At 69.3% G+C, this 24,839-nt stretch carries 25 protein-coding genes; 14 read left to right on the forward strand and 11 right to left on the reverse strand.

All coding sequences use genetic code 11. The annotated features are described in order from the left end of the window. The first annotated feature begins 92 nt into the window (after nucleotides 1-92). A complete protein-coding gene (locus MKK88_RS28280; RefSeq protein ID WP_244005766.1) occupies nucleotides 93-1,154 on the forward strand; it encodes an SDR family oxidoreductase in 1,062 nt (353 codons plus the stop codon). Nucleotides 1,155-1,243: 89 nt separating this feature from the next. Here MKK88_RS28280 and MKK88_RS28285 read toward each other — a convergent pair whose 3' ends face one another. Beyond that, nucleotides 1,244-2,536, reverse strand: coding sequence for an ArgE/DapE family deacylase (locus MKK88_RS28285; RefSeq protein WP_244005768.1), 1,293 nt, complete (start codon nucleotides 2,534-2,536; stop codon nucleotides 1,244-1,246). A gap of 232 nt (nucleotides 2,537-2,768) precedes the next feature. Here MKK88_RS28285 and MKK88_RS28290 point away from each other — a divergent pair, with 232 nt between their 5' ends. From MKK88_RS28290 to MKK88_RS28300, 3 genes are all read left to right on the forward strand, one after another. After that, a complete protein-coding gene (locus tag MKK88_RS28290; protein WP_244005770.1) occupies nucleotides 2,769-3,389 on the forward strand; it encodes a L,D-transpeptidase in 621 nt (206 codons plus the stop codon). A gap of 177 nt (nucleotides 3,390-3,566) precedes the next feature. Next, nucleotides 3,567-4,052, forward strand: coding sequence for an SRPBCC family protein (locus MKK88_RS28295; protein ID WP_244005772.1), 486 nt, complete (start codon nucleotides 3,567-3,569; stop codon nucleotides 4,050-4,052). A 196-nt stretch (nucleotides 4,053-4,248) separates the two neighbouring features. After that, a complete protein-coding gene (locus MKK88_RS28300) occupies nucleotides 4,249-4,593 on the forward strand; it encodes a hypothetical protein (protein WP_244005774.1) in 345 nt (114 codons plus the stop codon). A gap of 211 nt (nucleotides 4,594-4,804) precedes the next feature. Here the strand turns inward: MKK88_RS28300 and fdhE are convergent, their stop codons facing one another. The 5 genes from fdhE to MKK88_RS28325 form a co-directional block, all read right to left on the reverse strand. Beyond that, nucleotides 4,805-5,806 (reverse strand): formate dehydrogenase accessory protein FdhE, encoded by a 1,002-nt coding sequence (gene fdhE / locus MKK88_RS28305; RefSeq protein WP_244005776.1) that lies wholly within the window; start codon nucleotides 5,804-5,806, stop codon nucleotides 4,805-4,807. 3 nt (nucleotides 5,807-5,809) lie between these two features. Then, entirely contained in the window at nucleotides 5,810-6,532 is a 723-nt protein-coding gene (locus tag MKK88_RS28310; protein ID WP_244005778.1) for a formate dehydrogenase subunit gamma, read from the reverse strand. Nucleotides 6,533-6,800: 268 nt separating this feature from the next. Continuing rightward, a complete protein-coding gene (gene fdxH / locus MKK88_RS28315) occupies nucleotides 6,801-7,736 on the reverse strand; it encodes a formate dehydrogenase subunit beta (RefSeq protein WP_244005780.1) in 936 nt (311 codons plus the stop codon). A gap of 15 nt (nucleotides 7,737-7,751) precedes the next feature. Then, the gene (gene fdnG, locus MKK88_RS28320) at nucleotides 7,752-10,832 is read right to left on the reverse strand and encodes a formate dehydrogenase-N subunit alpha (RefSeq protein WP_244005782.1); all 3,081 of its coding nucleotides are present in this window, start codon (nucleotides 10,830-10,832) and stop codon (nucleotides 7,752-7,754) included. Between the two features lie 166 nt (nucleotides 10,833-10,998). Next, entirely contained in the window at nucleotides 10,999-11,340 is a 342-nt protein-coding gene (locus MKK88_RS28325) for a hypothetical protein (protein WP_244005784.1), read from the reverse strand. A 186-nt stretch (nucleotides 11,341-11,526) separates the two neighbouring features. Here MKK88_RS28325 and MKK88_RS28330 point away from each other — a divergent pair, with 186 nt between their 5' ends. From MKK88_RS28330 to MKK88_RS28350, 5 genes are all read left to right on the forward strand, one after another. Beyond that, complete coding sequence (locus tag MKK88_RS28330; protein ID WP_244005786.1) at nucleotides 11,527-11,712, forward strand: hypothetical protein; 186 nt, start codon at nucleotides 11,527-11,529, stop codon at nucleotides 11,710-11,712. A 317-nt stretch (nucleotides 11,713-12,029) separates the two neighbouring features. Then, complete coding sequence (locus MKK88_RS28335; RefSeq protein ID WP_244005788.1) at nucleotides 12,030-13,067, forward strand: sulfate ABC transporter substrate-binding protein; 1,038 nt, start codon at nucleotides 12,030-12,032, stop codon at nucleotides 13,065-13,067. 10 nt (nucleotides 13,068-13,077) lie between these two features. Then, entirely contained in the window at nucleotides 13,078-13,944 is an 867-nt protein-coding gene (cysT, locus tag MKK88_RS28340; RefSeq protein WP_244005790.1) for a sulfate ABC transporter permease subunit CysT, read from the forward strand. Continuing rightward, nucleotides 13,937-14,818: a sulfate ABC transporter permease subunit CysW gene (cysW, locus tag MKK88_RS28345; protein ID WP_244005791.1), complete on the forward strand. Its 882-nt coding sequence runs from the start codon at nucleotides 13,937-13,939 to the stop codon at nucleotides 14,816-14,818. The genes cysT and cysW overlap by 8 nt, the downstream gene beginning before the upstream one ends. Before the next feature lie 70 nt (nucleotides 14,819-14,888). Next, a complete protein-coding gene (locus MKK88_RS28350) occupies nucleotides 14,889-15,872 on the forward strand; it encodes a sulfate/molybdate ABC transporter ATP-binding protein (RefSeq protein ID WP_409566723.1) in 984 nt (327 codons plus the stop codon). Nucleotides 15,873-15,919: 47 nt separating this feature from the next. Here MKK88_RS28350 and MKK88_RS28355 read toward each other — a convergent pair whose 3' ends face one another. Beyond that, entirely contained in the window at nucleotides 15,920-16,807 is an 888-nt protein-coding gene (locus MKK88_RS28355; RefSeq protein ID WP_244005795.1) for a LysR substrate-binding domain-containing protein, read from the reverse strand. A gap of 107 nt (nucleotides 16,808-16,914) precedes the next feature. On the opposite strand from MKK88_RS28355, the gene MKK88_RS28360 reads away from it, so the two are divergent. From MKK88_RS28360 to MKK88_RS28370, 3 genes are all read left to right on the forward strand, one after another. Beyond that, entirely contained in the window at nucleotides 16,915-17,643 is a 729-nt protein-coding gene (locus MKK88_RS28360) for an FMN-dependent NADH-azoreductase (protein ID WP_244005797.1), read from the forward strand. Nucleotides 17,644-17,672: 29 nt separating this feature from the next. After that, nucleotides 17,673-18,722, forward strand: a complete 1,050-nt coding sequence (locus tag MKK88_RS28365; protein WP_244005799.1) for a cysteine synthase A — start codon at nucleotides 17,673-17,675, stop codon at nucleotides 18,720-18,722. Nucleotides 18,723-18,843: 121 nt separating this feature from the next. Continuing rightward, a complete protein-coding gene (locus tag MKK88_RS28370) occupies nucleotides 18,844-18,999 on the forward strand; it encodes a hypothetical protein (protein WP_007563230.1) in 156 nt (51 codons plus the stop codon). Between the two features lie 87 nt (nucleotides 19,000-19,086). Here the strand turns inward: MKK88_RS28370 and MKK88_RS28375 are convergent, their stop codons facing one another. Beyond that, nucleotides 19,087-20,505, reverse strand: a complete 1,419-nt coding sequence (locus tag MKK88_RS28375; RefSeq protein WP_244005801.1) for a serine protease — start codon at nucleotides 20,503-20,505, stop codon at nucleotides 19,087-19,089. A 72-nt stretch (nucleotides 20,506-20,577) separates the two neighbouring features. On the opposite strand from MKK88_RS28375, the gene MKK88_RS28380 reads away from it, so the two are divergent. Continuing rightward, nucleotides 20,578-20,889 carry a hypothetical protein gene (locus tag MKK88_RS28380; RefSeq protein WP_244005802.1) on the forward strand — a complete coding sequence of 104 codons (312 nt, stop codon included), beginning with the start codon at nucleotides 20,578-20,580 and terminating at the stop codon, nucleotides 20,887-20,889. A 73-nt stretch (nucleotides 20,890-20,962) separates the two neighbouring features. Here the strand turns inward: MKK88_RS28380 and MKK88_RS28385 are convergent, their stop codons facing one another. The 3 genes from MKK88_RS28385 to MKK88_RS28395 form a co-directional block, all read right to left on the reverse strand. After that, nucleotides 20,963-21,832: an amidohydrolase family protein gene (locus tag MKK88_RS28385; protein ID WP_244005803.1), complete on the reverse strand. Its 870-nt coding sequence runs from the start codon at nucleotides 21,830-21,832 to the stop codon at nucleotides 20,963-20,965. Nucleotides 21,833-21,834: 2 nt separating this feature from the next. Beyond that, on the reverse strand, nucleotides 21,835-23,139 hold the full coding sequence (locus MKK88_RS28390) for an MFS transporter (RefSeq protein ID WP_244005805.1): 1,305 nt from the start codon (nucleotides 23,137-23,139) through the stop codon (nucleotides 21,835-21,837). Between the two features lie 129 nt (nucleotides 23,140-23,268). Continuing rightward, nucleotides 23,269-23,787 (reverse strand): hypothetical protein, encoded by a 519-nt coding sequence (locus MKK88_RS28395; RefSeq protein WP_244005807.1) that lies wholly within the window; start codon nucleotides 23,785-23,787, stop codon nucleotides 23,269-23,271. A gap of 190 nt (nucleotides 23,788-23,977) precedes the next feature. Here MKK88_RS28395 and MKK88_RS28400 point away from each other — a divergent pair, with 190 nt between their 5' ends. Then, on the forward strand, nucleotides 23,978-24,730 hold the full coding sequence (locus MKK88_RS28400; protein ID WP_244005809.1) for a phosphodiester glycosidase family protein: 753 nt from the start codon (nucleotides 23,978-23,980) through the stop codon (nucleotides 24,728-24,730). The last annotated feature ends 109 nt before the right edge of the window (nucleotides 24,731-24,839 follow it).

The raw sequence follows: 24,839 nt of genomic DNA on the forward strand, positions 1-24,839 counted from the left end.
CATAGGTGCCTGCCTCACACGGTGGGGTTGTTGCGACACCGCATGGGCCCATCTGCCTCGGACCCGGGTTTTGGCCGGGCACGAGGGTTTTTATGTCGAACACCGCTCTGATCGTCGGCGCCAGCGGGATCGTCGGCAGCGCCACCGCGGCGCGGCTCAGCCAGGAGGGCTGGCGGGTCGCGGGCCTCGCGCGTCACCCGGTGCAGCAGGACGGTGTCGAGCCGGTGGCCGGCGACCTGCAGGATCCGGCCTCCCTGGAGCGGGCGCTGGCCGACCTCGCGCCGAGCCACGTGTTCCTGGCGACGTGGCAGCGACGCCCGACCGAGGCGGAGATGATCCGCGTCAACCGGGCCATGATCGAGAACCTGCTCGACGCGCTCCGGCCGAAGCAGAGCGTCCGCCACGTCGCCCTGGTGACCGGGCTGAAGCACTATCTCGGCCCGTTCGAGGCCTACGGCAAAGGCACCCTGCCGCAGACGCCGTTCCGCGAGGACCAGGGCCGGCTCGACATCGAGAATTTCTATTACGCCCAGGAAGATGCGGTGTTCGCCGCCGCCGACCGCGACGGCTTCACCTGGAGCGTCCATCGCCCGCACACGATCATCGGCAAGGCGGTGGGCAACGCGATGAACATGGGCACGACGCTGGCCTGCTACGCCACCCTGTGCCGGGAGCTGGGGCGCCCGTTCCTCTTCCCGGGCTCGGCCGCCCAGTGGAACGGCCTCACCGACATGACCGACGCGCGGCTCCTCGCCCGTCAGTTGCTGTGGGCGTCGACGGAGCCGAAGGCCGCCAACGAAGCGTTCAACGTTGTGAACGGCGACGTCTTCCGCTGGAGCTGGATGTGGGGCCGGATCGCCGCGTGGTTCGGAATCGAGCCGGTGCCGTTCGACGGTACGCACCGGCCCCTGGAGCCGCGGATGGCGCAGGACGGGCCGGCCTGGGCCGAGATCGCGCAGCGCTACGGGCTGGCGGAGCCGGATCTCACCAAGCTGGCTTCCCCCTGGCACACGGATGCGGATCTTGGCCGGCCGATCGAGGTCGTCACCGACATGAGCAAGAGCCGGCGGCTGGGCTTCACGGCCTACCAGCCGACCGACGACGCGTTCTACGATCTGTTCGCCCAGCTGCGCGCGGACCGGCTCATCCCCTGACGGGGATCACCGCCGTCATCGCGAGCGCAGCGAAGCGACCCAGGGCTGCATGACCTTGGATTGCTTCGCTCCGCTCGCAAGACGGCGGCTCACCCGGCCCTGCGCTCCGTCCCGCACCACTCGGCCACGAACAGCGCCATGGTGGTCGTGATCCGCTTCACCGAGGCGAGGCTCACCCGCTCGTCGAAGCCGTGGATGTTCTGGGAGGTCGGGCCGTAGCAGAGGGCCGGCACCCGGTCGTAGAGGGCGTGGACCCGGGTATCGAGATAGCCCGCCGTCATGAAGCTCTGGAGCGGTGCGCCGATCGCCCGCTCGTGGGCGCGGCCGAGCACCGCCTCGGCCTCCGAGCCTTCCTCCAGCACGTAGCCCTCGGCGAAGAAGCCGTTGAACACCACCTGCGGCGGGCTGTTGGCGAGGAACGAATCGGTGCGGGAGAAGCTGGTCACCGCAGCCTCGATCTCGGCGGCGGCCTGCGCGGCGGTCACGCCCGGATAGAGCGCGACGCGGCAGTGGATCCGGCACCAGGCCGGGACCGAGGAGGCCCAGTCGCCGCCCTCGATCTTGCCGATGTTGAGGTTGATCGGGTGATCCTCGGCCTCGAAATGCGGGTGCGACGCCTTCTCGGCGTTCCAGCGGGCCTCGACCTCCCGGAGCGCTCCGATGACTCGATAGGTGGCGTCGATCGCGTTGGCGCCCGCCCCCATCTCGCGGACATGGACCGGCACGCCCCGGACCTCGACGGTGAACCACAGCACGCCGGTATTGGCCCGCACGAGCTTCTCGTCCTCCGGCTCGGGGATCAGCACGGCGTCGGCCCGGTAGCCGCGCAGATGGGTCATCAGGGCGCCGTTGCCGGTGGATTCCTCCTCGACCACCGACTGCACCGTCACGGCGGCCGCCGGCTGGAGGCCGAGGCGGGCGAGCGCGTCGAGGGCGAACAGGTTGGCGGCGTGCCCGGCCTTCATGTCGCCGGCGCCGCGGCCATACATCCAGTCGCCCTGAATCACCGGATCGAACGGCCGATGGGTCCAGAGGTCGAGGGGACCGGGCGGCACCACGTCGACATGGGCCTGCAGGATCAGCGAGCGCCCGGTCTCGGTGCCCGGCCGGTGGTGGCAGACGACGATCGGCGCGTCCGAATGGTGGGCGGCGTCGATCTTCGAGCCCCCCGGATGGCCCGCGATGGCGTCCCGGTCCATGGCGAAGCGCTCGGTGGCGTAGCCCCGGGCGCGGAACTGCTCGAACACGTAATCCTGGCAGGCATGCTCTTCACCCCGCAGGGAGGCGAACCGGACCAAAGTCTGCGTGTGGGCGACCTGATCGGCAAACCCCTCCGCCACGGAGGCTTCGATCTCGGCGGCGAGGGTGGGGTCGAGGGCCATTGGAACTCCGAACCAAGTCTGACCCGGAGGAGGCGCCCGGGTCCGGGCCGCTGTCAACCGGCGGTCGGCGACAGCACGGTTCGTGCCGGGCCGCCCGATCCTGGATCAAGGCGACGGCGGACGGGCGCTCAGCAGAGCGTGACTGCGCAGGGCCGGAATCCGCCGGAACCTTGGCGTTGCCAAAGGTTTAGCGTGTCGGCAAACCGTCGCGGTTTCCCGTTCGGAGTCTCGCATGCGTATCGGTCTGGTCTCGGTCCTGTCCGGCCTGCTCCTGTGGGCCGCCGTCCCGGCTTCGGCCTCTGCGGACGTGCTGATCAATGTCGACAAGAGCGCGCAGCGCATGGAGGTCACGGTCGACGGGCAGCCGCGCTATTCCTGGCCCGTCTCCACGGGGGTCGAGAGCCACGATACCCCCTCCGGGTCCTTCCGCCCGTTCCGGATGGAGCGCACGCACTTCTCGAAGGAGTGGGATGACGCGCCGATGCCCTTCGCGATGTTCTTCACCAACCAGGGCCACGCCATCCACGGCACCAACCATGTCCGCAACCTGGGTCGGGCCGCCTCGCATGGCTGCGTGCGCCTGTCAGTGCGCAACGCCGCGACCCTGTTCAACCTCGTGAAGGCCGAGGGCATGGGCCGGACCCGGGTGGTGATCGACGGCGCCGACATGCCGGTGGCCGCAGGCGGTCGGAGCGAGATCCGCGTCGCCCGTGAGCGCAGCCCCTATGGGGACGCGCTGCAGGCCGATGGCGACCAGATGGGCCGCCGGTCATCGGCCTCCTACCGCCCGGCCTATGTGCCGGCCCCCGTCTACGGCTATCCGGCCGACATGGACGCGATGGACAGCTGGTAGGCCAGCCCGCCTCCTAGTGTGGCTGCGCCCCACGGGGCGCAGGTGGCGTCCGCCGGAAACGTCATGCGCCGCGGGTCCCGCCCATTGCCGGGGCGGTCGTGCAGACTTAGCTCCCTCGCGGCCATAGAGCCCGCGCGGCCCCTGCCGCGACCTGCCACGGACGGAGACACCCCCGAGATGCCTTTCGCTTTCTGCCGGTCCCTTCCCCTGGCCGCCCTGGCGCTCGCCGCGGCCACCGTGCCGGGTTACGCCCTGGACGTGACGCGCACGGCCGACATCGCCGCGCCCCCGGCCAAGGTCTGGCAGACGATCGGCGAGTTCTGCGGCATCGGCGACTGGCACCCGGCCATCGAGAAATGCGCCCTGTCCGACAAGGACGGCATGAAGGTCCGCACGCTGAGCCTGAAGGGCGGCGGCACCATCAAGGAGGAGCAGGTCTCCCGGGACGACAAGGTGATGAGCTACACCTACACGATCCTGGAGAGCCCCCTGCCGGTCTCGGACTACAAGTCGACCCTCTCGGTCGCCCCGGATGGCTCCGGCTCGAAGGTGACGTGGACCGGCACCTTCAACGCCAAGGGCGCCCCCGACACGGTCGCGGTCGATGCGATCCAGGGCATCTACGATTCCGGCCTGAAGGCGCTGGCCGACAAGGCCAAGTAGCCGCTCACGATCCGGCGCGCGGTGTTGATCCGCGACCGCAACGGCGCGCGCCAACCTGTTCTCGACGTTGCGGAATTCCGCGGCATCGGCGCCCGGTGCCCCGCGTCAATCACCGCCGGGGCGTGTCGCGGCGGCGATTGACCCACTGCCAAGCTCGGCCCACAACCCGGGCGGCGCAGCCCCGCGCCGCAACAGGATGATCGCCGTGCCCGCGTCCCGTCTTCCGATGCGCCTCAGCCTCGCCGCCCTCGCGGTCGCGGCGCTGGCGGCCTGCCAGCAGCGTGCGACCCCGGCGGTCATGGAGCCTGCGCCCGTCATCCCGGCCCCGCTGGCCCTGCCGACCGGTAGCGGCTGCGGCCCCGAGATCGCCCGCACCAAGGCGATCGTCGACAGCGACGTGGCGACCGGCAACCTCAACAAGCCGGTGGGCGACCGCTTCAATGCCGACCTCTCCCAGGCCGCGGCGGAATGCTCGGCCGGCAAGTCGGGCGAAGCCCTGCATCTGCTCGCCGCCGCCAAGAGCCGCTACGGCTACCGCTGAGCGCGGAGTTTTCCGGTTTCGCCGCCGTTGGGGATCGTGCCTTCGATCCTCGATGCGCGTCCAAGCCATCCATCTCATTCTGAGGTGCCGGAGCGACCGGCGGCCTCGAAGGAGCCCTTGGGGATCGCGTGCCCGGCCGGACACCTCCTTCGAGGCCCGTGTCGCGGTCACCTGAGGCTGAGGAGGCCGGATGGGACAGGCGTAGCCCGGTCTAGATCACGAACAGCAGGTTCAGCCCGGCGCGCCGGAACCCTTCCTCCGCGATCTTGAGGTCGAGCCCGTAGGACGCGATGTCGTCCGCCACCGGGTCGAGGTTCGGTGCCCGGTGCTGGTGCAGGTGCTTGATGTAGCTGTGGCAGGTCGTGCAGGTCTCGACCTGGACGTCCTTCGACACCTCGTCGAGGCCGTAATAACTGATCCCCTCGCCGGAGCCGCAGGCGGTGCAGCGGATCCGGACGTGGTTCCAGTAGGTGCCGCACAGCGAGCAGCTGAGATACCGGGCCTTGTCGGCCGGGGTCCAGCCGACCACGACGCTCGCCACCGGCGCGCCGCCGCAGCAGGGGCAGACGCCGTCGGCCACGGGCTTCAACGCCTTTGTGTCGAGCCGCGCGGCCTGCTCGGCGAGGCGGACCTGCAGGGCCGCCGAGACGAACACGCATTCGGCGATCCGGTCCACCGGCAGCGCCCCCTCGAACACCTGCAGGGCAAGGTCGAGGCGGTCCTCCCGGGAGGCCGCCCGCAGGCTCGCCCGCGCTGCGGCGGAGGCCTCGGGCGCCGTCGTGAGATTTACCGCGTCGAGCAGCGCCAGCAGGCTTTCGTCGAAGCCGGGATCGGCCTCCAGGCTGTGCCGGGACAGAGGCGGCATCCCGTGCTCGCTCCGCAGCGCCAGATCGGCGCCGTCCGGCGGCGGCGGAAGCGCCACCTGGGCTTGAATCGCGGCCTGAGCGCGGGCGACCTCAGCTACGAACCGGAGATAGGCCTCCAGCGGATGCCCGGGTGCGGCCTCGTCCAAGCGGGCCGCGCGGTCGGCGAACAGGGTCGTGGGATCCGGCAGGCGCACGAACGGCACCGAGCCGGAGATCCCGATCTTGTCGGGATCGGGCTTCAGCTCGTTGAAGTCCCGGCGGCGCGGCTTTGGTGCCTCGGCGGGCGTTGGGGTCTTGTCCGCGGCCGGGGCCGGGGCCGCGGGTTTGCGCCTGAAGAAATTGGCCACCACTCAGGATCCGCGCTTGTCCACCGAGCCGTGGCGCGCCTTGCCGCCGGCGATCTGCCGGAACCACTTGCGGTGATGCCGGTAGGCCCAGCCGCCCGTCACCGTGCCGCGGACCATCGCTCGGCCGGTGCCCCGCACCCAGATGCCGGCATAGATGTGCACCACGATGATCGCGATGGCGATCACGGCGGCGAGCGAGTGGGCCAGCAGCGCCCAGCGCTGCGTCTCGATCGAGGTGAGGCCGCTGAAATAAGTGTTCCAGATCACGAGGCCGGTGACGAACATCACGCCGATCAGGGCGGTCTGGCCCCAAAATACGCCCTTCTGGCCGGCATTGTACTTGCCGAGTTCCGGCAGCCGGTCCTCGCGGTTGGTGACCACGTCGCCGATATGCTTCGTCCACTCGACATCGTCCTTGTTGGGGATGTTGAGCTTCCAGAAGCGCACGAACAGGAAGAAGAAGCTGATCGCCAGCGCCACGCCGAACCACGGGTGGATCGCCCGGGTCGCCTGTCCGCCGCCGAACAGGCCGGTGAGGGAGAACAGGTAGGGCGTGAACATCGCCAGACCCGAGAGGGTCAGCACCGTGAACAGGATCGCGGTGATCCAGTGATTCACGCGCTGCACGCCGGTGTAGCGCGGGACGTACAGCACCTCCGGCGCCTCGGACTTGGCGTGGTGCAGGGGGCGGGAGTCGCCGTCCCGGATATCGGTCTGGATCGTCATCGGCCTTCTCGCGCCTGACGGGCCGGCTCCGCATCGCGGCGGAGGTGGCTCTGAGATTGAAGATAGGGCCTGTCGGCTCCATCGTCGCCGGTTTTCCGGCCCCTACCCTGAGAGGAGGGACCGCGGGTCCCCTCTCCCGTGCGGGAGAGGGACAGGGTGAGGGCTACGACCTATCCGGAAAGACCTGATCCCTCACCCCAACCCTCTCCCGCTCGGGAGAGGGGGCGCGTTGCGTCTCCCGGGCCGCGTCGGCAGCCCGGGATGCCTATCAGTGTGGCCTGGCCTCGTCGCCGCCGGAGTCGCGGCGCTTGGTCTCGTCGTACTCGACCGCCTCTTCCTCTTCCTCGGGCACGACCTCGTTCGGGCCGGCCGTCACGTAGTGAAAGAAGCCCGCCACTGCGGCGAAGCCCATCGCGGCGAGACCGAACACCTTGGCGCCGCCCTTCCAGAAGGCCACCAGCGGCGAGATCTTCGGGTCGTTCGGCAGGCCGGCGTAGAGGCTCGGCTGATCAGCGTGGTGCAGCACGTACATGACGTGCGTGCCGCCGACGCCGGCCGGGTCGTAGAGGCCGGCGTGCTCGAAGCCGCGCGACTTCAGATCGACGATGCGGGTCTCGGCCTGTTCGATCATGGCCTGCTTGGTGCCGAACATGATCGAGCCGGTCGGGCAGGCCTTGGCGCAGGCCGGAGCCTGCCCCACCGCCACCCGGTCCGAGCACAGGGTGCACTTGTACGCCTTGTGGTCGGTCTGGCTGATGCGCGGGATGTTGAAGGGGCAGCCCTTCACGCAGTAGCCACAGCCGATGCAGTTCTCCTCGATGAAGTCGACGATGCCGTTGGAGTACTGCACGATCGCACCGGGGGACGGGCAGGCCTTCAGGCAGCCCGGCTCGGTGCAGTGCATGCAGCCGTCCTTGCGGATCAGCCATTCGAGGTTGTTGGTCTCCGGGTTCTCGTACTCGGTGAACCGCATCAGGGTCCACGACTTCGGCGTGAGGTCGTGGGGGTTCTGGTAGGTGCCCGTGTTGACACCGATGTCGTCGCGCAGGTCGTTCCACTCCTCGCAGGCCGATTGGCAGGCCTTGCAGCCGATGCACTTCGACACGTCGATGAGCTTGGCGACCTCCACCTGGCGGCGGATCTCCGGCGGCGTCTCCGTCGAGGCGGAGCGCTGGCGGATGTCGAGGGAGCTGTAGTCAGCCATGTTTGCCGCTCCCCCTTACGCGACCGCGTCCGACGGAGGCGTGGTCGGCTCGATATTCACGAGCCAGGCCTTGAACTCCGGCGTCTCGGTGTTCGCGTCGCCGACGACGGGCGTCAGCGAGTTCGGGTGCCATCCTTTCTTGGTCAGGCCCATGAAGCCCCAGTGCTGCGGGATGCCGACGACGTGGACGGGCTTGCCGTCGCAGATCAGCGGCTTGATGCGCTTCGTCACCAGGGCCTTGGCCTTGAGCGAGCCGCGCTTCGACCAGACGCGGACCCACGAGCCCTTGGCGATGCCCTTCTCCTTGGCGAGTTCCTCCGAGATCTCCACGAAGGCCTCCGGCTGGAGGATCGCGTTGATCCGGGCGTGCTTGGTCCACCCGTGGAAGTGCTCGGTCAGGCGGTAGCTCGTCGCCGCGTAGGGGAATTCCTCCACGGTGCCGAGATCGGCCAGATCGTCCTTGAAGATCCGGGACGCGGGCGCGCCCTTGATCCGCGGGAAGGCGAGGTTGGCCATTGGGGACTCGAAGGGCTCGTAATGCGCCGGGAACGGCCCGTCGCGCATGAGACCGCGGGTCCACAGGCGGGCGACGCCCTCCTGGTTCAGGATGAACGGTCCGACGCCCTTATCGGGGGCGACGGTCACGCCGTAATCCGGCACGTCGAAGCCGATCCACTGCTTGCCGTTCCACTCGATGAGCTTCTTCTTCTCCGACCACGGACGACCCTCGGGGTCGCACGAGGCGCGGTTGTAGAGAACGCGTCGGTTGGCCGGCCACGCGAAGGCCCAGTTCGGGGCGATGCCGCGGTCGCCGGGATCGGTGTTGTCCCGGCGGGCCATGGTGTTGCCCTTCTCGGTGTAGCAGCCCGAGTAGATCCAGCAGCCGCAGGCCGTGGTCCCGTCGTCCTTGAGCTGGGCGAAGCCGTCGACCTGCTTGCCCGCCGGGATGATGGTCCCGTTGAGGTCCGGGGTCGGCGCCACCGTGTAGCCGTTGAGCTCGCGGGCGAGCTCCGTCGGCGTCGGCGACTCGGCCATCGCGTAGTCCCACTTCAGATTGACGATCGGGTCCGGAAAGGCCCCGCCGTCCTTCTTGTAGGCCGCTTTCACGCGGAGGAAGATCTCCGACATGATCTCGATGTCCGAGCGGCACTCGCCCGGCGGCTCCTGCGCCTGCCAGTGCCACTGCAGCCAGCGGCTGGAATTGGACAGCGAGCCTTCCTCCTCCACGAACAGGGTGGTCGGAAGCTCGAACACCTCGGTCTGGATCTTGGTCGGATCGACGTCGTTGTACTCGCCGTGGTTCTCCCAGAACCGGGCCGTCTCGGTCTTGAGCGGATCCATCACCACGATGAACTTCATCTTGGAGAAGGCTTCCGTCATCTTGGCGCGATTCGGGAACGACATCAGGGGGTTGAAGCCCTGGATGACGTAGCCGGTCATCTTGCCCTGCTTGGCGAGCTCGAACCCGCGCAGCACGTCGTAGGTCGGCACGTCGAGCTTGGGCAGGTAGTCGTACGCCCAGTCGTTCTCCTTGGTGGCCTTGTCGCCCCACATCGCCTTCTGGAACGAGACGAAGAACTTGTTGTAGTTCTGCCAGTAGCTCGTCTGCCCCGGACGCAGCGGCTTGAACTGCCGCTTGGCGATGTAGCTCGCGTAGTCGGGCTCCTTCTCCACCGGGATGTTGAGATATCCGGGGATCAGGTTCGACATCAGGCCGATATCGGTCAGCCCCTGGATGTTGGAGTGACCGCGCAGGGCCTGCATGCCGCCGCCGAGCACGCCGATGTTTCCGAGCAGGGTCTGCACGACGCACATCGAGCGGATGTTCTGCGAGCCCTTGGAGTGATGGGTCCAGCCGAGCGCGTAGAGGGAGGCCATCGACTTCTCGGGGGAAGCCGTGGTCGCCATCATCTCGCAGACCTTCAGGAAGGTCTCCTTGGGCGAGCCGCAGATCTTCTCGACCATCTCCGGGGTGTAGATCGAGACGTGCTTCTTCAGGAGCTGCATCACACAGCGCGGATGCTGCATCGTCTCGTCGACCACGGCGTAGCCGTCGGGGCCGATCTCGTAGTCCCAGGTGGTCTTGTCGTAGTCGCGCTTGTCCGCGTCGTAGCCCGTGAACAGCCCGTCCTGGAAGTCGTAGCCCTCGCGGACCACGTACCCGGCGTTGGTGTAGGCCGAAACGTAGCGGTGCTGCAGTTTGTCGTTGTCGAGCAGATACTTGGCCACGCCCGACAGGAACGCGATGTCAGTCCCCTGCCGGATCGGGCAGTAGAGATCGGCCACCGACGCCGTGCGGGTGAAGCGCGGATCGACGACGATCAGCTTGGCATTGTTATGGGCTTTCGCCTCGACGACCCACTTGAAGCCGCAGGGATGCGCCTCGGCGGCATTGCCGCCCATCACGGTGATCACGTCCGCGTGCTTGATGTCCATCCAGAGGTTGGTCATCGCACCGCGTCCGAAGGAGGGCGCCAAACTGGCGACCGACGGACCGTGTCAAACCCTGGCCTGATTATCGAAGACCAGGGCCCCCATGCTTCGGACTGTCTTGTAGGTCAGCCACGCGGTCTCGTTGGTGGTGGCCGATGCGCCGAGAAAGCCCATCGTGGTCCAGCGGTTGACCGTGAGGTCGCCGTTCTTGGCCACGAAGTTCTTGTCCCGGTCCTCCTTCAGGAGCTGGGCGATCCGGTCCAGGGCGAAGTCCCAGGACACGCGCTTGAACTCGGAGGAGCCCGGAGCCCGGTGGAGCGGGTACTTCGTGCGGGTCTCGGCATGCACGAAGTCGAGCAGCGCCGAGCCCTTCGGGCAGAGCGTGCCGCGATTGATCGGGTGATCGGGATCACCCTCGATATGCATCACCGAGGAGCGCGCGTTCTTCGAACGGTCCCCGAGGCTATAGAGGATGACGCCGCACGCGACCGAGCAGTACGGGCACGTGTTGCGGGTCTCGCGCATCTGCGCGAGCTTGAACGGCCGCACTGCGGCCGCCATGGCGGGCTCAAGTCCGCCGAATCCGAGCGCGCCCAGCGACCCGCCCGCGAGGCTGGCACCGGCCCCCTTGAGCAGGCCACGCCTTGAGACCTGGACCGTCATCTCCGCTCCATAAAAGCGATCTGGTATAATTCCAGGGTGTCCCAAAAAAGCGTGCGCGAGGCAAGTGCGGTTGCGTGACACAGACGTAACATCGCCGGCCGCTGTGTTGCAGCCGGCGCAGCACGTTCGCCCAACTTGTTATCATCCGCTTAGGAAATAACCTTTTTTACTTGCTCGGTGCGGCTGGATTCGTCCCGGACGGGCTCGCCGTGCGGTGATCGAGGGGCGCCTGAGGTTCGGTCGCGGACGATCCGCCCGTGTTCGCATTGGGCACCGGACGGTCGGCATTCTCCTTGATCGATTGTCCGCCGGGATTCGGCGCATCCTTGGCCGCCGACTGTTCCCGCGGAACCGGGGCTTGGCTCCAACCGTCCTGGGCGCTCCGGGACTTATCGCCCATCGCGTCGACGCCCTTGATCTCGCCCGGCTTCGTCTGGGCGAGGCTCGGCGCGGCGGTTGTTGTCACGGCAAGGATGGCGAGTGTCATCAAGGCGATCGGGCGGGACACGTGAGGCTCCGGGCAACGGGGTTGTCTCAAGGGCGGGCAACGTATCCCTGACCGTGCCAGTTCCGGCCTGCGACGGCCCCGGCACAGGTCGCAAGGCGGGCGGATCCCATTCACGCGGGGTCTAGTGACGGGTCCTTAACCACGCTCTGCGACTCTCGCGCAGTACCACCGCGGGGATGTCTCATCGTGTCGAAGCCGCATCCCGAGCGTCCGTCTCCTTCGGAATCGACGTCTGACGCACCGCCCCTGGCCGCGGGGATTCGCCGCCATCTGGGGCGGACCCTCCGCTCCCATTACGCCGATTCCCTCTCGGCACCGGCCAGCCAGCGCCTCGAAGCCCTGATCGCGCAGCTCGCCAAGCCCAAGGCTTGATCGAAGGCGCCTCGAGCGCGGCGTCGGATCGCGCCTGACGTGTGCCAGCGCACAGCAGATCGTTCGTTCTGTAAAACCAATCGCCGCGCTGAGATTCTTCCCCGTCTGTCGGCGGCGAGAGAAGATCCATGCATTCCACCATCCTAGGGTGCTGACGGTGCTTGCTTTCTGGCCGGTTCCGCCGATCTTGCGGTAGCCGGCGGGCTCAGCAAGACCATGTCCGCGGCTTGACATCGTTCGATAAAAAGAACGATTTCGCCTGCTTGCGGGGGCTTTCTGCCCTGCGATGCACTGCGACTGGCCGGGGATCGGACGTGATGAAGAACGCTGCCGCGCGAGGGCGAGGTATCCGGGCGATCGGGCTGTCCCTGCTGGCCGGCGCCGGGCTGTGGGCCGGAATGGGTCTGGCCTCCGCCGAGACGGCCCTGCTCAACGTCTCCTACGACCCGACCCGGGAACTCTACCGGGAGATCAACGCCGCCTTCGCCGAGGACTGGAAGGCCAAGACCGGTGAGACGATCACGGTCCGGGCCTCCCATGGCGGTTCGGGGGCGCAGGCGCGCACGGTGATCGACGGGGTCGACGCCGACGTCGTGACGCTCGGCATCCCCTCGGACATCGATGCCATCGCCAGGCTCACCCGCAAGATCCCGGAGGATTGGCGCAGCAAGCTGCCGAACACGGCGACACCCTACACCTCGACGGTGGTGTTCCTCGTTCGCAAGGGCAATCCGAAGGGCGTCAAGGACTGGGCCGACCTCGTGAAGCCCGACGTGAAGGTGATCACGCCGAACCCGAAGACGTCGGCCGGCGGGCGCTGGAACTTCCTCGCCGCCTGGGGCTACGCCTACAATCAGGACAAGGACGCCGCCAAGGCCGATGCCTTCGTGGGGCAGGTCTACAAGAACGTCCCGGTTCTCGACACGGGCGCCCGCGGCTCGACCGTGACCTTCGCCCAGCGCGGGCTCGGCGACGTGCTGCCGACCTGGGAGAACGAGGCCTACCTGGTCCTCCAGGAATTCGGCGCCGACAAGTTCGACATCGTCTCGCCGCCGAGCTCGATCTACGCCGAGCCGCCGGTGGCCCTCGTGGCGGCCAATGCCGAGCGCAAGGGGACGACGAAGGCCGCGCAGGCCTATCTCGACTTCCTCTACACCGACCGCGCCCAGGCGATCTTCGCCAAGCACCATTACCGGCCGATCAAGCGGGAGGCGGCGGCGCGGGCCGACCTCGCCCAGCTGCCCGAGATCAAGCTGTTCAAGATCGAGGATCTGCAGGGCTCCTGGGACGAGATCCAGAAGCGGAACTTCGACGCCGGCGGCCTGTTCGACCGTTTGAGCCGGGCCGGCCGGTAAGGCTCACACCATGGTCGAGACGCCCCGTCCCAAGACGTCGCTTCTGCGCACATTCCGTCGGCCGAGCGTGATTCCCGGGTTCGGGATCAGCTTCGGTTACACGTTGACGTGCCTGGGCCTGATCGTCCTGCTGCCGCTCGCCGGCCTCGTGGCGAAGGCCTCGGGTCTCGGCCTGTCGGGCATCTGGGAGGTCGCCACCGATCCCCGGGTGGCGAGCGCCCTCCGGATCAGCTTCGGCGTCTCGGCGCTGGCCGCGCTCGTGGCCTCGGCCTTCGGCTTCCTCGTGGCCTGGGTGCTGACGCGGTACCGCTTCCCCGGCCGCAAGCTCGTCGATGCGGCGGTGGACCTGCCCTTCGCGCTGCCGACCGCGGTGGCCGGCATCGCGCTGGCCTCGCTCTACGCGCCGGACGGCCTGCTCGGTGCGCCACTTGCCCGGCTCGGCATCCAGGTGGCCTACACGCCGGTCGGCATCTTCATCGCCATGGTGTTCATCGGCCTGCCCTTCGCGGTGCGCACCGTGCAGCCGCTGATCGCCGAGATCGACAAGGAGATCGAGGAGGCCTCCGCGACGCTGGGCGCCACGCGGCTCGTGACCCTGACCAAGGTGGTCCTGCCGCCGCTGATCCCCGCGGTGCTGACCGGCTTCGCCCTGGCCTTCGCCCGGGGGGTCGGCGAGTACGGCTCGATCATCTTCATCGCCGGCAACCTGCCCTACGTGTCGGAGATCGCGCCGCTCCTGATCGTCATCAAGCTGTCCGAGTTCGACTATGGCGGCGCGGCGGCCATCGCCACGATCATGCTCGGGATCTCGTTCCTGACGCTGCTTGCCATCAACCTCATCCAGGCCTGGTCACGGCGGCGGTTCGGCTATGTCTGAGATCTTTTCCCCGATCGCCGTGCCGGCCGCCAAGCCGGCCCAGGTCGCCTCGGAGGGCGCCGCCACCCGCGCGATACTGATCGGGATCGCGGTGGCCTTCCTGGCCTTGTTCCTGGTGCTGCCGCTCTTCGCGGTGTTCACCCAGGCCTTCTCGAAGGGGATCGGCGCCTTCCTGGACGCGTTCCGGGAGCCTGATGCCTGGAGCGCGATCCGCCTGACACTGACCGTGGCGGTGATCGCGGTGCCGTTCAACGTGGTGTTCGGCCTCGCGGCCTCCTGGGCGATCGCCAAGTTCGAGTTCCCCGGCAAGTCCCTGCTGATCACCCTCATCGACCTGCCGTTCTCGGTCTCGCCGGTGGTCTCGGGGATGATCTACGTGCTGCTGTTCGGGTCCCAGGGCCTGTTCGGCTCCTGGCTGATCGACCACGGCATCCAGATCCTGTTCGCGCTGCCCGGCATCGTGCTCGCCACGGTGTTCGTGACCTTCCCGTTCGTCGCCCGGGAGCTGATCCCGCTGATGCAGGAGCAGGGCACCGCGGAGGAGGAGGCGGCGCTGACGCTCGGCGCCTCCGGCCTGCACGCGTTCCGCACGGTGACGCTGCCCAATATCCGCTGGGGCCTGCTCTACAGCGTGCTCCTCTGCAATGCCCGGGCGATGGGCGAATTCGGAGCGGTGTCGGTGGTGTCGGGCCACATCCGCGGCCTGACCAACACCATCCCACTCCACGTGGAGATCCTCTACAATGAGTACAACTTCGTCGCCGCATTCGCGGTCGCTTCGCTCCTCGCCGTCCTTGCCCTCATCACCCTCGTCCTCAAATCCGTCCTCGAATGGCGCTTCGCCGGTGAACTCGCGCACGGCCGGGCGCACTGACGGCCCCTTGGATCGTCCCTCCACGGCGATCCGGGTCGAGAACGTCTCGAAGACCTTCGACACGGCGGCGGTGCTGCACGACCTCTCCCTCGACGTGCGGGCGGGGGAGCTGATCGGGCTGCTCGGCCCCTCGGGCTCGGGCAAGACGACGTTGCTGCGCATCATCGCCGGGCTCGACGCGCCGGACCGGGGCCGGATCCTGTTCGGCGACGACGACGCCACCGGCCTCGCCGTGCAGGAGCGGGCGGTGGGCTTCGTGTTCCAGCACTACGCGCTGTTCAAGCACATGAGCGTGGCCGACAACATCGCCTACGGGCTGAACGCGCGCCGCCGCGCCGACCGGCCCGTCAAGGCCGAGATCAAGCGCCGGGTCGGCGATCTGCTCGACCTGATCCGGCTCTCGGGATTCGGCGACCGCTACCCGTCGCAGCTCTCGGGCGGCCAGCGCCAGCGCGTCGCCCTCGCCCGGGCGCTCGCGGTCGAGCCGCGGGTGCTGCTCCTCGACGAGCCCTTCGGCGCTCTGGACGCCCAGGTCCGAAAAGACCTGCGCCGCTGGCTGCGCGAGATCCACGACCGGACCGGCCAGACCACGATCTTCGTGACCCACGACCAGGACGAGGCTTTGGAGCTCTCCGACCGGGTGGCGGTGCTGGATCGCGGCCGCCTGGAGCAGGTCGGCACGCCGGATGAAGTGCAGGAGCACCCGGCCTCCGCCACGGTGATGAAGTTTCTGGGCGACTCGGTCGAGGTCGAGGCGATCGCGGAGGGCGGCCGGGTGCTGGTGCGGGGCCGGGAGACGCCGGTCGTCGCGCCGGCCGGGACGATCGGCCCGGTGAAGCTCTACGTGCGCCCCTGGCAGCTGCAGCTTGCCGAGCCCGAATCCGCGCACCTGTCCGGCACCGTGCGCAGCTCGTACCGGACGCAAGGCCGCCAGCGGATCGAGGTGGTCGACGCCGAGGGCCGCGTACTCGCCGTGGAGGATTTCGACGGCGTGCGCTACGCCGCCGGGCATCCGGTGGGGCTGCGCATCAACGGGGGGCACGTGTTCGGGTGAGCCGCCGTCCCGGAGCGTCGCAGTAGACAGGTGCACCGTGCCGAGACCTAGGGTCCGCAAACCAAGGCCCTGAGCCAATCCCGAACCGCACGCACGTCGGCGCACGCCATGTTCTCGGGCGTCGCGGCCACGTGGTACGTCTCGCCCGCGATCACCGGTCCGAACGGGTGGACGAGGAGGCCGGCCTCGATTTCAGGCCCTGCGAGCACGAGGCTGGCGACGACCACGCCATGACCGGCCACGGCCGCCTGAAGTGCTTGGCCGTCATCCGTGAGACGCGGCCCCGCATCGACCGTCAAGCCGCTCAGGCCCGCCAAGCGTGCCCATCGGCGCCAGTCCGGCGCCATGTCGGGCCGCTTCCATTCGACGTGCAGGAGTGGGACCTGCTTCAGATCCTCCGGGACAGACAGGCCGAGGCTCGGACTGCACAGGACGCCGAACCGCTCGGACAGGAGCGGCTCGGTGATCAACCCGGCGAAGGGCCCCGATCCGTAGCGGACCGCGATATCGGCCAAGCCCGCGGCGAGATCGACGAGATCGTCCGAAGCGTGCAGCCGCAGATCGAAGGCCGGATGCCGCCCGCGGAACGCACCCAGGGCCGGCAACAGTCGGCGCGCTGTGAACAGGGTCGTGGCGGTCAGCGTCACCGCCTTGCGTCCCGTCCGCGGTGACAGGTCGGCGAGGCCGCGTTCGAAGGTATCGAAGCCGTCGCGCAGGGCCGGGTAGAGCCGCCGGCCGGTCACGGTCAGGGCCACGCGCCGGACTTCCCGGACGAACAGGGGCAGGCCCAGGGTCGCTTCGAGAAGCCGGATCTGGTGGCTGATCGCGGTCGGCGTCACCCCGAGTTCGGCGGCGGCTCGGCGGAAGCTGAGGTGGCGCGCGGCCGCCTCGAAGGCCCGCAGTGCGGCCAGGGGCGGCAGGCGGCGACGCATCATGGATGAAGGAGACTCAGCCATCGGGTGAGCAATTCGCGTTCGTCAGCAAGGCTTTGATGGACGATGGTCCGATCGCCAGCAACAGAACCGATGAGGTTGACATCCCCATGTCGCTCGCCGCGCCCCTGCGCCTCCTGCATGTCGATTCCAGCGCCCGCCCGGGTCTCTCCGGGCGCGACCGGCATGGCTCGCATACGCGGCGGCTCAGCCGCCGGTTCGTCGATCGCTGGTCCGCCCTCCGTCCCGACGATGTCGTCACCTATCGCGACGTCGGAGCCGCGCCGCCGAGTCCGGTCTCTGCGAGCTGGATCGCCGCCGCGTTCTGTCCGCCGGACCGGCGCGACGACGCGCAGCACGCGGTGCTGGCGGAGAGCGACCAGCTGACCGCCGAGCTGATGGCAGCCGATCTCCTGGTCATCGGCGCGCCGATGTACAATTTCGGTGTGCCCGCCCCGCTCAAGGCATGGATCGACAACATCGTGCGGGTCGGCGTGACCTTCGGCTTCGATCGGGCGCGTGCGGGCGTGCCCTACTGGCCGCTGCTGGCGCCGGGCAAGCGGCTGGTCATCCTGACGGCACGGGGTGACTTCGGCTACGATCCGGGTGGCCCCCTCGCTGCCAGGAACCTCGTCGAGGCCGGTTTGACGGTGCCGCTCGCCTATATCGGGCTCGCCGTCAGTGACATCGTGGCCGTCGAGTATGACGAGTTCGCCGATGCGCGGCTGAACGCGTCTATCGCGCAGGCGGAGGAGGCCGTTGACCGGTTGGTGGAGCGGCTACGCTCCGATCTCGAAGACGGGAGTTCCGTCGTGTCCGCCGCGGAATCGTCTTTCTGAATCCAGCGGCTTCTCCTAGGCTCCCGCTCATGACCGCACCGAGTCGCGACCCCGCCGCCGACGTCCTCGCCGCCGTCGGCCAGACGCCGCTGATCCGCCTGCGCCGAGCCTCCGAAGAGACCGGCTGCGCCATCTACGGCAAGGCCGAGTTCCTCAACCCCGGCCTGTCGGTGAAGGACCGCGCGGCGCTCTCGATCGTGCGGGACGCCGAGGCCAGGGGCCTGATCCGGCCGAATGGCACCATCGTGGAGGGCACCGCCGGGAACACCGGCATCGGTCTCGCCCTGGTGGCCTCGGTGCGCGGCTACCGGACGCTGATCGTCATCCCGGTCACCCAGTCCGAGGAGAAGAAGCAGACCCTGCGGCTGGCGGGCGCGCGCCTCGTCGAGGTGCCGGCCGTGCCCTTCGCCAACCCGAACAACTACGTCCACGTGGCCCGGCGCCTCGCCGAAAAACTCGCCGCCACGGAGCCGGCGGGTGCCTTCTTCGCCGACCAGTTCGACAATGTCGCCAACCGGCAGGCGCACATCGACGGCACCGGCCCGGAGATCTGGGATCAGACCGGCGGCCAGGTCGACGGCTTCGTCTGCGCGGCTGGCACCGGCGGCACGCTGGCCGGCATTGCCGAGGCCCTGCGCGCCCGCAACCCCAAGGTGACGATCGCCCTCTCGGACCCGGAGGGCTCGGCCCTCTACGCGCATTACACGACCGGGACCCTGAGGGCCGAGGGATCCTCGATCACCGAGGGGATCGGCCAGGGCCGGATCACGAAGAACTTCGAAGGCTTCACCCCGGATCACGCCTTCCGCATCCCGGATCGCGAGGCCCTCGACATCGTCTTCGGCCTGATGCGGGAGGAGGGGCTGTCGCTCGGCGGCTCGTCGGGCATCAACGTCGCCGGGGCGATCCGGCTGGCCCGGGAACTCGGGCCTGGCCACACCATCGTGACGATCCTGTGCGACGGGGCGGCGCGCTACGCCTCGAAGCTGTTCAACCCGGCCTTCCTCACCGAGCGCAACCTGCCGGTGCCGGGCTGGCTCGACGCCCCGCAGGACCCGCTGCCGGACTGGCACGCCTGACCGGACGACGGCCATCCGCACTTTTCTAAGAAAAGCTTGGGCGGAGATTGAACGGAACGGATTGTCGCAGCGTTTGAACGGTCACGCTCGCACCAGCGCGACCGTTCGGAGTGCTCGCCAGATGTCCCTCGTCACCATTCTACTCATCATCCTGATCATCCTGGCCTTCGGCGGCGGCGGCTTCCTGGGCGGCGGCGCCTATCGCGGCCCGGGCTTCGGCCTCGGCGGCATCCTGCTGATCGTGCTGATCGTGCTGCTGGTCACCGGCCGGCTGTAAGGCGCGAGCCGTTCCCGATTGCCCTGCGGTCGGGAACGGCGGACGATCAGGGCCCAGGCTGCTTCCGGCGCCGGATAAGCCCTGCGCTCAGCGGCAAGCAATCCCGACCACAGCGGATGCGACCGCCCCGGGGCCTCCGTCCAGGGGCGTCTTCGCCTCGGCGATCCCCTGACCCGCGAGGAACGCGGTGATCTTTTCGGATGGGATCAGCGGCAGGCGTGCGGGAGGCACGATCCCGGCAACCCGGCGCGGCGCCGCCGGATAGCGGGCGACGAGCCCGACGAGCCGTCCGGACCGGTCGAGCACCGGGGCACCGGCCGAACCCGTCTGAAGGGCCGCGACGACATCGCCCGCGACGGCGCTTCCCGGAGCGGCCACGTTTCCATCCGGGCCCGGTGCGAGGGCGATCAGGTTATCCTCCACGCCGACCGGGTCCCGACGAACGGCAGGTCGGATCGGGGCGGGGGCCCCGGATGCGTCGAGCAGCGTGAGACCAGAGGAATCCGCAGCCAGCATCCGGGCCGGCTCCGCGCCGATGCGGGGGGCGGCACAGGTCTCCAGCGCCGCGGAGGCCGTGAGGACCCGGCCCGGCGCCACCGTGAGGCCGGCGCCCGCGGCGGGCAGATCCTGCGCTGCGGTCGCGCCGGTCTCGGAGCGGGCCGGAGCCGACGGGATCGCGGCGACTGGGCTGGCTGGCGCGGCGGCCTCCGGGAACGGCACGAAGGCGTTCGCCACCGCGATCACCAGACGATCGACCTCCGGCGCCAGGGATTTGTCGTAGCCGAACAGGAAACCGCGCACGCCGGCCGGCCCGGCGGCGTAGCGAATGTAGGACAGGCCGGCCCCGGTCTCGGCTGTGATCACCACGACGTCGGGTCGCTTCAGCTTGTAGGTCACCTTGCGGCTCGGCAACGGCGCGACCGCCTTCTCGAACAGGGTGTCCAGGGTCTCGCCCCCCGGCGGGTAGGCACGGCTCTCCAGAGTTACCCGCCCATCCTGGCTCTGCCAGCGCGTGCCCGCGACGAGGGTGGTGCGCTTCGACAGCAGGCGCTCGGGCACGCCCATCACGGCGCCGCTGCCGGGATCCGGGGCGATCCGGAAGCGCGCCGCGTTCCGGGCCGCCGCGCCCGCCCCCAGCAGGGCTGTCCGCCCGCGCGGGTCGAGGGGATCGGCGCCCTTGGTGCGGGTGCGATAGGCGTTGAGCGCCTCGAAGGTCCGGCGGCCGAACCCGCCCGACACGACGGCGTTGAAGTCGCCGGTCCAGACGAGGGCGTCCTGGATCGCCTTGCGCTCCGGCTCGGGCAGGGCCTCGAACGTCGCCCGCGCGGCCTCGAAGGCGGGATCGGCCGGTGCGGGGGCGGGCGTCGCCGGTCGGGCCGGCCGCTGTTGGGTTTGCGCGGCGGCGGGATCGGAGGCGAACAGCAGGGCGAGCAAAACCGCGGCCTGCCCGCGGCGCGCCCGTGAAGCCACCGGGAAACGACCCCGTTCCGACGCATCCGAATCCATGACCGCCCTCCCCGATCAGAATCGCCCGGATCCTGGCAGAGGCGCCCGGGGCGGGCCAGATCGAATCCGCGGGTGACGACACCAGACCGCCGTGCGCCCGTCGCCGGGATGCGCTACAGGGTGGATGTCCGGCCCGGGGCGGCGGCTGGACGGCCCGATCGGCCCTCCGGCCACGCGATGCCGCCACGGTTCGACGCGGAGCCCGGCATGACCGACGCGAGCAACACCTTCAAGAAGGCGCCCAAGCGCAAGCCCGCCAAGGGCAAGAGCGTCAGCGTCTCTCCCGAGATGCGGCAGGCCTATGCCGACCTGATCCGCGAGCGCGCGGAGAAGCAGGAGGTCTACGGCCGCCACCTGCCGCAGGACGAATCGCGGCGGCGTTAGAGGTCGTTCAGCAGGGCTCTGCCCCGGACCCGCGAAAGGTCTCGACTTTTCGAAACCACGATTGGCGCCGGTCCTATCCGAAGCCGTAGAGCCGCCGCGGATTGTCGACGAAGACCAGCCGGCGCCGGTCCGCGTCCGGCACCCAATCGGCCATGAGGTCGAGGAGCATCGTCGTCCGCGGCGGCCCGTCCCAGGCGGCGACGTGGGGCCAGTCCGAGCCCCAGAGGCAGCGCTCCGGCGCGGCATCATTGAGGGCGCGGGCGAAGGGGATCGTGTCGGCGTAGGGCGGCCCGGTCACCGTATCCCGGAACGCGCCCGAGAGCTTGACCCAATTCCCGTCGGCGACGAGGCCGAGCAGCGCCTGGAAGCCCGGGTGGTCCACCCCCGCCGAGGTCGGCATGTGGCCCATATGGTCGAAGACCAGGGGCACCGGCAGCCGCGACAGGCGGCCGGCGATCGGCGGCAGGTCCCGGGCGTCGAGAAGGAACTGGAGGTGCCAGCCCATCTCCCGGGCGAGCGCCCCGTAGGACTCGATCCGCTCGAGCCCGACCCCGCCGCCGAACAGCACGTTGAGGCGCAGGCCCACCACCCCCGATTCCTTCAGGGCGGCGAGCTCCGCGTCGGGCAGGCCGAGGGGGATCACCGCGATGCCGCGCAGGCGCTGCCGGTGGGCGCGCAGGGTCTCGACCATCAGCCGGTTGTCGGTGCCGTGGACGCTGACTTGGACCAGCACGCCGTTGGCCATGCCGGTCCCGTCGAGCATGGCGCAATAGGCCTCCGCCGGGGCCGCCGGGGGCGTGTAGCTCCGGTCCGGCACCAGCGGGTAGGCGGGCGGCAGGCCGATCACGTGGGCGTGGGTGTCGACCGCGCCCGCCGGCACGGCGTAGCGGGTCGGGCCGCCCGGGTGCGGGTCCGGGGCGGGGCAGTCTCGGATCTCGGGCATGCTCAGCTATCCGCGTGCAGGACCTTGCCGCGCGTCTCGGGCAACGCGTAGGCCGCCACGAAGAACACCCCGTAGGCGGCGGCCGCGAAGATCGCGATCGCCGAGGCGAGGCCGACGCGCTCCGACAGGTAGCCGACGAGCGCCGGGAACAGCGCCCCGATGCCCCGGCCGAAATTGTAGCAGAACCCCTGCCCCGAGCCGCGCAGCCGCGTCGGGTAGAGTTCGGTCAGGAAGGCGCCCATCCCGGAGAAGTAGCCGGAGGCGAAGAAGCCCAGCGGAAAGCCCAGCACCCAGAGCATGCCGTTCGAGAGCGGGATCTGCGTGTAGGCGACGATCACCGCGATGGCGCCCAGGGAGAAGATCAGGAACAGCGGGCGGCGTCCGAGCCGGTCGGCGAGCCACGCGCCGACGAGGTAGCCGGTGAACGACCCGATGATCAGCGCCGACAGGTAGCCGGTGGAGGAGACGACCGAGAGGTGGCGCTCGGTGGTGAGGAAGCGCGGCACCCAGGTGGTGATCGCGTAGTAGCCGCCCTGGCAGCCCGCCGCCGCCAGGGAGGCGAGGAGCGTCGTCTTGAGGATCGGACCGGAGAAGATCTCCCAGATCTGCGGCCGGTCGCCGGTGGCCGCCGCCCGGGCGCGGGTCTCGGCGGCGACCTGCGGCTCCTCGACGTAGCGGCGCAGATAGAAGATCAGCAGCGCCGGGAGCGCACCGACCGCGAACATCCAGCGCCACGCGGTCTCGGGCGGCAGGAGCGAGAACAGCACCGCCTGCGACAGGACCGCGAGCCCCCAGCCGATCGCCCAGCCCGACTGCACCGAGCCGACCGCCCGGCCGCGATACTCGGCCCGGATCGTCTCGCCGATCAGGACGGCGCCCGCCGCCCATTCGCCGCCGAAGCCGAGGCCCAGGATCGCCCGGGCGACGAGCAACTGGTCAAAACTCTGCACGAAGGCGCAGAGCAGCGAGAACACCGAGAACCACAGGATCGTGATCTGCAGGGTGAGCACCCGGCCGATCCGATCGGCGACGAAGCCCGCGAGCCAGCCGCCGAGCGCCGAGGCCAGCAGCGTCACCGTGGCGGCGAGCCCGGCCGTGCCGGAATCCACGTGCCACAGGCTCATGATCGTCCCGATCACCAGCGGGTAGATCATGAAGTCCATGCCGTCGAGGCACCAGCCGGCGGCACAGGCCCAGAAGGTGTGCCGTTCCGTTGGCGTCATCGATCGGTAGAAGGCGGTGAGGCTGGCGTCGTGAATCGCGACCGCGTCCACGCCCGTATTTCCCTGCCCGGTTGCCGTGCTCATCGCTGCCTCCCGCCGCCTGATACCAGTATCAGCGTCTCAGACTGAGCTGTCCAACGCTGCGCGGCGGCGCGCAAGGAAAAGGCCGCCCGAAGGCGGCCTGTCCAGACTTTTTCGCTGTCGATTGGCGGCTCAGTAGCAGCGCTCGACCAGCACCCGGCGGTAGCCGTAGGGGGTCCAGCGTACCCGCGGGACGGTGTAGCAGCCGCCGCCGTAGCCGTAATCGCCACCATACCCGTAGCCGACCGGGGCGTAACCACCGCCATAGCCGTAGCCGTAACCCGGGTAGCCGTAGCCGCCGTAACCGCCATAGCCTCCGTAGAGGCCACCGGCCGCGAGGCCCAGGCCGACACCGAGACCCAGTCCGCCAAGGCCGTAGCCATAGCCGCCGCGATAGCCGTAACCGCGACCGTAGCCACCGCGATAGCCGAACCCGCCGCCCCGGAAGCCGGCGCCCCGGAAGCCGCCGCCGAAGCCACCGCCCCGGAAGCCACCACCGCGGAAGCCGCCGAAGCCGCCGCCGTGGAACCCGCCGCCGAAACCACCGCCATGGAAGCCGCCGCCGCCGAAACCGCGCGCATCCGCGCTGGCCGGCGCGAACGCCAGGGCGCCCGCCGCCAGCAGGGTCGAGCAGAGCACTGCACCCTTCATTACGTCATCTCCGTCGAAAACCGCCCTCTGATCCTAGAAACGTCGGACTGTACGAAACAGTTCAGGTGAAGACCGCGACGTGCCGCCGCTGTTCGGCCGGCAAGCCCCGGGACGGCTTCGGGCTCGAAAATTGCCGCTTTCGGGAGCGACAGGCGCCGCGTCCGCCACCCCGAGCAGCATGGAACGTGTCATGACGCTACGCCCGGCTCACGCCCTGTTGATCGCGCTCCTCGCGCTGACTGCGCCCCGGCCCGCCACGGCTGCACCGGCAACCTCCGAGCCCTGCCGGGCGATGGAGGCCCAGGGCGAGACCTTCACGATCTGCACGATCGACCTGCGGCGTCAGCGGCTGCGGCTGTTCTGGCTGCAGCCGGACGGGCGGCCCTATGGATCGCTCGGCATTCTCGCCGAGGCGCAGGGGCGGCACCTCGACTTCGCGATGAATGCCGGCATGTACGACAAGGATCAGGCGCCGGTGGGCCTCTACGTCGAGGGCGGGCGCGAGATGAAGCACGTCTCCACCGCGGACGGGCCGGGCAACTTCCACCTCAAGCCGAACGGCGTGTTCTGGGTGAAGGGCGAGCGCGCGGGGGTGCTCGACACCCCCCATTACCTGCGTGCGAAAATCCGCCCCGACTACGCCACGCAATCCGGGCCCATGCTGGTGATCGACGGCCAGATCCACCCGAAGATTTCCGCCGACGGGCCGAGCCAGAAGATCCGCAACGGCGTGGGCGTGGTCGAGGACGGGCACGTGGCGATCTTCGCGATCTCCGAGCGGCCCGTGACCTTCGGGGCCTTCGCGCGGCTGTTCAAGGATGATCTCGGCTGCCGCAACGCCCTGTTCCTCGACGGCACGGTGTCGAGCCTCCACGCACCCAATCTCGGCCGGACCGATATCAGCCGGCCGCTCGGACCGATGGTCGGGGCTGCGCCGCGCTAGGCGCTGATCGGATCAGCGCGACCGAGTGAAGGGCTGCGTCGGGCGGTTTCGCGGCTGTCCGCTTCTGAGCCGGCGGGGCGTCGAAGCGGACAGGACCGTGATCGTGGAT

The sequence above is a fragment of the Methylobacterium sp. E-005 genome, assembly GCF_022829725.1.
Classification (GTDB): Bacteria; Pseudomonadota; Alphaproteobacteria; order Rhizobiales; family Beijerinckiaceae; genus Methylobacterium.